Source organism: Agromyces neolithicus (assembly GCF_039529735.1).
GTDB lineage: Bacteria > Actinomycetota > Actinomycetes > Actinomycetales > Microbacteriaceae > Agromyces > Agromyces neolithicus.
Genome location: NZ_BAAANJ010000003.1, coordinates 15,061 through 19,554, shown reverse-complemented (window position 1 = coordinate 19,554; position 4,494 = coordinate 15,061). Strand labels below are relative to the sequence as shown.

Here is a 4,494-nt window from a genome sequence, read left to right as displayed (position 1 = left end):
GCCGAGCGACTCCATGAGCGCCTCGGTGATGAGCTGCTCTTTCGAACCGAAGTGGTAGCCGATCGCGGCGAGGCTGACGCCTGCCTCGGTGGCGATGTCGCGGGCGGTGGCCTTCGCGACCCCGCGCTCGAGGATCACTCGGCGAGCGCCGGCCAGCAGGTCTTCACGATTGCCCATTCACTTATCGTACGGGACGATTCAGACATACGTGCTAGACATTTGTCTCAGCACCTGTTAGACATATGTGTAAGACAAACGTCTAAGCACCTTGGCAACGACCGTGAGGAACGACGATGACCACCACCGACACCACTCCGCACATCCTGATCTCCGGCGGCGGCATCGCCGGGCACGCACTCGCCCTGCAGTTGGTTCGCAGCCACATCCGCGTCACCGTGGTCGAGCGGGCCGAATCGCCGCGCCCCGGCGGCCAGGCCGTCGACCTCCGCGGTGCGAGCCGCGAGGTCGCCGAGCGCCTGGGCCTCATGCCCGGCATCCAGGCGCGGCTCCTGCACGAGCTCGGCCTCGCCTATGTCGACGGGGCCGGCCGCGTGTTCGGCCGCATGTCGATGGCGGACTTCGACGGCAAGGGCGCGGTCGCCGAGATCGAGATCGCGCGCGGCGATCTCGACGAGGTGCTGCGCGACGCACTCGCGGCGGCGAGCGCAAACGCTCCCGGCCTGCTCGACCTGCGCTACGGCGACCGCATCACCGGCATCACGCAAGACGTCGACGGCGTCGACGTCGCCTTCGAACACGCCCCGGCCGAGCGGTTCGATCTCGTCGTGGGCGCCGACGGCCTGCACTCCGCCACGCGCCTCCTCGCTTTCGGGCCCGAGGAGCGGTATTCGACGTACCTCGGGGGCTATATGGCGTTCTTCACCCTTCCGACCCCCGCCGACATCGAGCCCGGCTGGTTCGCGATGCGGTTCGTGCCGGGCGCGACCATCGGCATCCGCCCCGACCTCGACCCGTCGACCTCGAAGGCCATCCTCACCCTGCGCATCGACCGTGACCCCGCGCTGCGCGGCGACCGGGCCGCCCAGGAGGCACTGATCCGGCGGTCGCTCGAGGGCGCCGGATGGCACGCTCCGACCGTGCTCGAAGCCATGCCCGGGGCATCCGACTTCACCTTCGACGAGCTCGCGCGCATCGACGTCCCCGAGGCCGCCAACGGCCGGGTCGTGCTCATCGGCGACGCCGGATCGTGCGGCTCGCCGATGTCGGGCATGGGCACGGCGACCGCGCTCATCGGCGCGTACCTGCTCGCCGCCCGCATCGCCGAGACGCCCGGCGACCCGGCCGCCGCCGCACGGCGGTACGCGATCGATATCGTGCCGTTCGCCGAGGCCGGCAAGAAGCTCATGGGCGGCGGCATCGAGCGCATGGTTCCGGCCAACCGCTTCGAGGCGGTGCTCTCGCGCGCGATGACCGGCCTGCTGCTGTCCACGTTGTTCCGCCCGATCGTGAAGCGAATGTTCGCCTCGAACCAGGCCGAGCTCCCCCTGCCCGCTGCGGCACCGATGCCCGCCGTCTCGGCCGCTGCCGACCGGGCGCGTTGATCGGTCAGGGATGCACGACCACCGCGCCGCGCGGCAGCCCGTCCTCGTTCGGCCGCCACCACAGCCACGCCTCGCCCGCGAGCACGTGCATCGAGAGGCCGATCCAGAACGCCGGCGCGAAACTCTCCTCGAGCGGCAGCAACTGGGTTCCCGCGAGGATCCCCACCCAGACCCGGATCATCCCCACGCCGAGGCCGACCGCGAACGCTCGGATCATCCATCGGCGGTGCATTCGCACGTCGCCGCCGCGGATGGCCCGGAAGGCGAGCAGCAGGGCGATGAGGAACCACGAGCCGAACACGGCCGCCGCGAGCGACTGCCAGGCCCCGCCGTACGAGAACGGCACTCCGAACGCGAGCGCGAACACCCCGCTCACGAGCCCCAGGCTGAGCAGCACCCGCCCGAACCGACGGTGGACCGTGAAATGGCGTTCCCTGAAGCGCCGCCACAACTGCAGGGGCGCACCGACGAGGTAGAGCACACCCGGAACGATGTGCAGGTACGCAAGCCAGGGGTAGGTCACGTACCGCCATTCGAAGCTGTCGCCCTCGGCCGCAGTGCCGGTCACGATGAGCGGCCCGTCGGTACCCACCCTGATGCCGGCGAAGACGAGCACGATCGCGATCAGCAGGAAGATCGCGGCCCACATGAGCGTGTCGATCGCCCGTGTCATCGCCGCCCCCTCTTCGTGCGCGACCGTCGCGCGTACGCGCGTGCGGCGCGGCTCGACAGGGCGAGCAGCACGAGGATGTCGAGCGCGAGTGTCACGAGGGTCGTGCGGATCGTGATCTCCTCGCCCGCGAAGTAGTCGAGCCACGACACCACGATGCTGAGCGTGGCGAGGATCATCAGCGCCATCCTGGCCGCGTTGCTGCCTCGGTACACGGCGAACGCCAGCAGCACTTGCACCAGCAGCACGACCGCGCCGAACGCCAGGATGACGACGAGGATCGCCCGCGCCGCCTCCCCCTCGGTGGACGCGGGGTCGATGCCGCCGTCGTCGGCGAGCACCTGATCCCATTGCGCCGCGAGCGCGATGAGCCAGACGATGCCGGCGATCACGCGCATCACCACGAGCACCGCCCCGGCCGAGGTCGACACCGGCCGCTTCATGTCGGGCGGCGCCTCGACCGGCCGCACCAGCTCGGCCGGCGGCTCGAATGCCGCACGCTTCTCGCCGCTCACGAGTCACCGCCTCGGGTCACGGCGAGCGCCGGCGCCGGGACATCCGTCACATCGATCACCGGCAGGTCGCCGTCGGTGCGGATCGAATCGCCGCCGCCGTTGCGCGAGTGGTAGCCCGTCGCGAAATCCGCGAGCACATGGACGTGCGCACGGGGATTCGCGGCCAGCACGGTCGCGACGATGTGGTCACGCTCGACGTCGGTGTCGGCGTCGATCTTGTGCGTGATCTGCAGGGTGAACAGCGAGAAGCCGACGGCCCGGTCGAACGTGCCGGCGGCGAGCCAATCGACGCGGCGTCCGCCCGGCAGCAGCCACCCGTCGGGCGTGCGCCAGAAGCGCACGTGGTGGCGCTTCGCGGGGTTGCCGGCGACCTCTTGCTGGTAGGCGAAATCCTGCTGGCGGCCGAACAGGAACAGCGGGCTCACCGGCGCCTCGTCGTAGCTCTTGCGCGTGACGGTTCCGGTCACGATGCGCCACGTGGATGCGAGGGTGATGTCGTCGGCGCGAGTCCAGCCGGCGGCGAGCATCGCCGCGTGCACGGATGCCTCGGGCCCGTCGATCGCGAGATTCACGGGGTCGCCCAGCAGGCCGTCGCTGGTGCGGGCGCGACCGATGAAGTAGTCGGGCACGTAGATCGTGGTGAGGATGCGGTGCAGCCGCGGCAGCACGAGGTACGCGAGCACGAGCCAGAACACCACGAAGAACGCGATGCCCCACCAGCCGAACCCGAACGATTCGGTGAGCACGAGCCACGCGAGCCATACCGAGGCGACGCCGGCGAACACGAAGAAGAATCCGTCGAGGGCCGCGTTCACCGAGAACCGGCGCGTGCGCGACGGTTCTCTGTTCGATTCGGATGCCTCGACGAGGGCGTCCCCCATGAGTGCATGCTAGCTCTACGCTGGATCGGGGCAACCGAGGCTGAAGCCGCTCGACCACTGCGGGGCAAGCAGCGCCAACGGGACGCCGCCGATGATCCCCGTGTCGATGGCGCCCGGCATCGTCGGCAGCGCGGTGTTCATCGTGTTGCTCGTGAGGCGGTCGCGTGGCTGAGACGCTGATGTCGAGCGCCGCCCCCAGATCGAGTGGGCGAAGAACAACGCTCTCTCGCCTGGGAGGGACGACGATCGCCCACTCGATTCAGCGACGGAACAAGGGGGCGGATGCCGCGTGCACGCCACGCCTGCGGCATCCGAAGCGTCTCGGGGTGATCATCGCCGGGGGCCTCGGCTCTCGCGTTCGCCGCGTTGTGGTGCATTGCGATGACCGGCCGCTAATCACCTGGATCATCGCGCCGACATCGACCGGCTCGACGGGCAGCGTCGTTGCGGCCAGAGATCGAGATCAACGGCACGAGGACCCGCGTGAGGTCCCCCCTTGCCACCTCGTGCCGTCGAGCCGTCGCTCAGCCGACCGCGGCGCGCGTCGCGGCGAGCACGATCGTGACCCAGCGGTCGGCGACGGTCGACCAGGTCGCTCGAAGCTCGTGCTCGGCGGCACGCATCGGCCTGATGACATCGTCTCGGCCGAGACCGACGCTCGCCAGGTCTTCACTGTCGTCCCGCGCCCACGCCTCGGCGGTCGTCGCGAGCGCCTCGAGATGGAACTGCACGCCCCAAGCCGCCGGTCCCACGCGAAACGCCTGGTTCGGGCACCGGTCGCTGGCTGCCATCGACACCACTCCAGCCGGCAGGTCGTGCACCTCGAGGAAGTGCCACTGCATCGCCTCGAGCCGCGACGGCAGGCC

Annotated in this window: 6 protein-coding genes and 1 pseudogene; 1 reads left to right on the top strand and 6 read right to left on the bottom strand. The window is 69.9% G+C overall.

All coding sequences use genetic code 11. The annotated features are described in order from the left end of the window. A partial coding sequence (locus tag ABD164_RS05235) for a TetR family transcriptional regulator (RefSeq protein WP_344294175.1) occupies positions 1 to 177 on the bottom strand: 177 nt, incomplete at its 3' end. Positions 178 to 293: 116 nt separating this feature from the next. Between ABD164_RS05235 and ABD164_RS05230 the strand changes: the two genes are divergently transcribed. Further along, positions 294 to 1,562 carry an FAD-dependent monooxygenase gene (locus ABD164_RS05230; RefSeq protein WP_344294161.1) on the top strand — a complete coding sequence of 423 codons (1,269 nt, stop codon included), beginning with the start codon at positions 294 to 296 and terminating at the stop codon, positions 1,560 to 1,562. Between the two features lie 4 nt (positions 1,563 to 1,566). On the opposite strand, the gene ABD164_RS05225 is transcribed toward ABD164_RS05230, so the two are convergent. From ABD164_RS05225 to ABD164_RS05205, 5 genes and pseudogenes are all read right to left on the bottom strand, one after another. Then, a complete protein-coding gene (locus ABD164_RS05225) occupies positions 1,567 to 2,235 on the bottom strand; it encodes a DUF2306 domain-containing protein (protein ID WP_344294159.1) in 669 nt (222 codons plus the stop codon). Next, positions 2,232 to 2,747 carry a hypothetical protein gene (locus ABD164_RS05220; protein ID WP_344294157.1) on the bottom strand — a complete coding sequence of 172 codons (516 nt, stop codon included), beginning with the start codon at positions 2,745 to 2,747 and terminating at the stop codon, positions 2,232 to 2,234. Before ABD164_RS05220 ends, ABD164_RS05225 begins: the two co-directional genes overlap by 4 nt. After that, positions 2,744 to 3,628, bottom strand: coding sequence for an LssY C-terminal domain-containing protein (locus tag ABD164_RS05215; protein ID WP_344294154.1), 885 nt, complete (start codon positions 3,626 to 3,628; stop codon positions 2,744 to 2,746). The genes ABD164_RS05220 and ABD164_RS05215 overlap by 4 nt, the downstream gene beginning before the upstream one ends. A gap of 15 nt (positions 3,629 to 3,643) precedes the next feature. Further along, a complete protein-coding gene (locus tag ABD164_RS05210) occupies positions 3,644 to 3,769 on the bottom strand; it encodes a hypothetical protein (protein WP_344294152.1) in 126 nt (41 codons plus the stop codon). 383 nt (positions 3,770 to 4,152) lie between these two features. Then, positions 4,153 to 4,494: pseudogene (locus ABD164_RS05205) on the bottom strand (type 1 glutamine amidotransferase); the annotation flags it as partial.